3 protein-coding genes are annotated in these 2,690 nt (G+C 71.4%); 2 read left to right on the forward strand and 1 reads right to left on the reverse strand.

Features of this window, described 5'->3' with window-relative positions:
- Window positions 1-142: 142 nt before the first annotated feature.
- Entirely contained in the window at window positions 143-472 is a 330-nt protein-coding gene (locus tag AOK03_RS38745; RefSeq protein ID WP_055570047.1) for a DUF6344 domain-containing protein, read from the reverse strand.
- Window positions 473-786: 314 nt separating this feature from the next.
- Between AOK03_RS38745 and AOK03_RS41580 the strand changes: the two genes are divergently transcribed.
- Complete coding sequence (locus AOK03_RS41580; RefSeq protein ID WP_003999697.1) at window positions 787-915, forward strand: DLW-39 family protein; 129 nt, start codon at window positions 787-789, stop codon at window positions 913-915.
- Between the two features lie 331 nt (window positions 916-1,246).
- A complete protein-coding gene (locus tag AOK03_RS38750; protein ID WP_244177933.1) occupies window positions 1,247-2,689 on the forward strand; it encodes a hypothetical protein in 1,443 nt (480 codons plus the stop codon).
- Window position 2,690: the final 1 nt, after the last annotated feature.

Below are 2,690 nucleotides of genomic sequence, written 5' to 3' on the forward strand. Positions count from 1 at the left end.
GGGTCCGGGTCCGGGTCCGGGGCCGGGCGGTGGGAGAGGGCGTGGCCGCTGCTCCTGGTCACGCAAGAAGACCCCCGGCCTGTGGTGGCCGGGGGTCTTCTGAGGTTCTGGAGGGCGTAGGCCCTGGGCAGGGGCCCGAGGCCTACGGCTCTGGGGCGAGGCCTGGTTCCTGCGCGGTGGCGTCAGTCTCGGCCTCGGTGTCCGTCGTGGGCAGGTGCCGGCAGCTGGGGGACGAACCGTGGGCCTCGGCGCGGATGCGTTGCTTCATCGTCGGGGGCAAGGACCGTTCGTACGCGGCCGACCACAGCGCCGTCATCGGCGTGGGTGCGCACACCGTGGCGTTGCGTGCGTTCGTGGTCTCCTGTACCGCCGTGGCGGCCGTGGCCGTCGTCGTGAGCCCCATCGCGGCGAAGAGCGCGAGGAACGCGGTGACGATCGTGGTCCAGAGCTTCATGGCCTTGTTGCCGGTCATTGCCCCTCAATTCGGGTTGGGCGATTTGCGTACTTTCCTCATGATGTGTATGCGGAGCCGAGAGTGGTGGACCGACGCTCGCGTCGTGGCGATGTTCAGATGAACACCACCCGGATGGCCCCAAGGGCGCCGAGAAGGGGGCAAAGCGGCGAAAGTCACAGTGGATGCGGTTCCGGGGCGGAGCTCCCGCATCCGTTTCTACTGCTGTCCGCAGGGCGGGAGTTGAGGCCCAACCAGGTCACCGATCGATATCGCTCGGTGTGTATAGTCGGGCGCCAGAAGTCCCCTACGTCAAGGAAAGACGAGGTCGCGCGGTGAAGAAGCTTCTCCTGGTCGCACTGGCCGCCATCGGCGGGCTCCTCGTGTACCGCCAGATCCAGGCGGATCGCGCCGAGCAGGATCTGTGGACGGAGGCGACTGACTCCGTGCCCACGGGTTCGTGAGTACCGACACAGTCACTTCACAAGCCCCGGTCGCTTCTGCGGCCGGGGCTTTGTGCTGCTCGGACACCTTCGTGCTTCGCGCTCGTGAATGAATCGCTTGCGTATGCGAATGCGGGGGTGTGGGGGCGGTGGCCGGGCGAAGGTGTGGATGGCGCGGTTGCGCCGGTGGCCTGTCCGTGGTGGTGTCCGCGCGGTGTCGGGCGGGCAGGACGGTCGGGACGGGTGGGACGGCTGGGTTCGCGGCGAGGGGTGACGCGTGATGGGGCGGCGGCTGAACGGGTGCCGGGGGACGGCGAGGCGGGGCCGCGGCCGAGCCGCTCCGGCCGCGGTGGTGGCCGCCGCGCTGTGCACGGTGGCGGTGCTGCCCGGGCAGGCAGGGGCCGCAGGGGTGCCCGGCTCGTACGCATTCGCCGAGGGAGCCGAGACGGTCGAGGGCGCGACGAGCAACGTCGAAGGACACCGGCTGGCCCCCGGCAGGACGTACAGAAGCTCGCTCCCGCGCGTGGGACAGCGTTTTTACCGTCTGGAGCTCACGGCGGAGGACAGCGCGTACGTCTCGGTGACGGCCATCCCCAGGGCGGGCGCCGAGGTCTCCTACGCCGACGGGGTCGAGGTGTCCGTGCAGGACTCCGACGGCAACAACTGCAGTCCCATGGAGGCGGAGGAGGCACGGTTCGGCTCCTCGGAGAGCCCGCGTCCGATCACGGCCACGGCGGCGCGCAGGGTCGGACCCAATGAGAAGAGCTGTACGGGCGCCGGTACGTATTACGTGCTCGTCGAGCGGACCAGGTCATCCGGGACCGCCCGGTCCGCGGTCGCGCAGGAGGACTGGGACCTGGAACTCCACGTGGCGTCAGAACCCGCGCTGCGCGGGGCGGGTGAGACGACGCCCCCGCAGGCGTGGGACTCCGCGGCCCCTGTGCCGCCCTCGGGGGAGCGCAGGCCGCGCGAGGGCGGCACGAGCTTCAACGACGCGCGAGGGCTGGAGAAGGGGGTCTGGGGGGCAGGTATAGAGCCCGGGGAGACCCTCTTCTACCGCGTGCCGGTCGACTGGGGGCAGCAGCTGTCGGTCGCTGCGGAGCTCGGCAGTTCGAGCGGGGGGCTGGGGAGCGGCGGCAGTAGCAGTAGCAGTGGTGCCCGGGACAGGGGGTACGTCTCGTCGGCGGTGGTCATGTCCGTGCACAACCCGGTGCGCGCCGAGGTCGAGGACGCCGACACCGCGTACGACGGCCGGCAGAAGTCGGCGGCCCTGGACCCGCTGCCGCCGGTCGCGTACGAGAACCGTTTCGCCCTCACGGACGAGGTGTCCGCGATGAGGTTCGCCGGTTGGTACTACGTGTCGGTCCACCTCAGCCCCGCCGTCGCGGAGAAGTTCGGCGACGGCCCGCTGGAACTGACGCTGCGCGTGGACGTCGACGGGTCTCCGCGACCCGGGCCTGCCTATGCGGGGTCGCCCAGGCCCGCCGACGACTTCGGCGTATCGGAGCGGGATGCGGAGGCCGCGCAGCGGGGGGACACGGCAGAGGCCGCGAGTGGTGCCGACGGGCAGGACGGCGGCGGGCGTGACGACGAGCTGATGGCGGTGGTCGCCGCCGGGGGGATCGGGACCGGAGTGGTGCTGCTCGGGATTCTCGGGGTGTGGACGTTGGTGGCGCGGCGCAGGGCGCGGGCGGGTTTGGCCGCCGCGGTGTCCGCGGGCTCGGCCATGTCGCCCGAGGGCGGGGCCGAGGTCACGGCGGAGGCTGCCGGGTTCGGGCCGCCACGGGGGTGGTGAG

The organism is Streptomyces atriruber (assembly GCF_001418325.1).
In the GTDB taxonomy this organism is placed as follows: Bacteria; Actinomycetota; Actinomycetes; order Streptomycetales; family Streptomycetaceae; genus Streptomyces; species Streptomyces atriruber.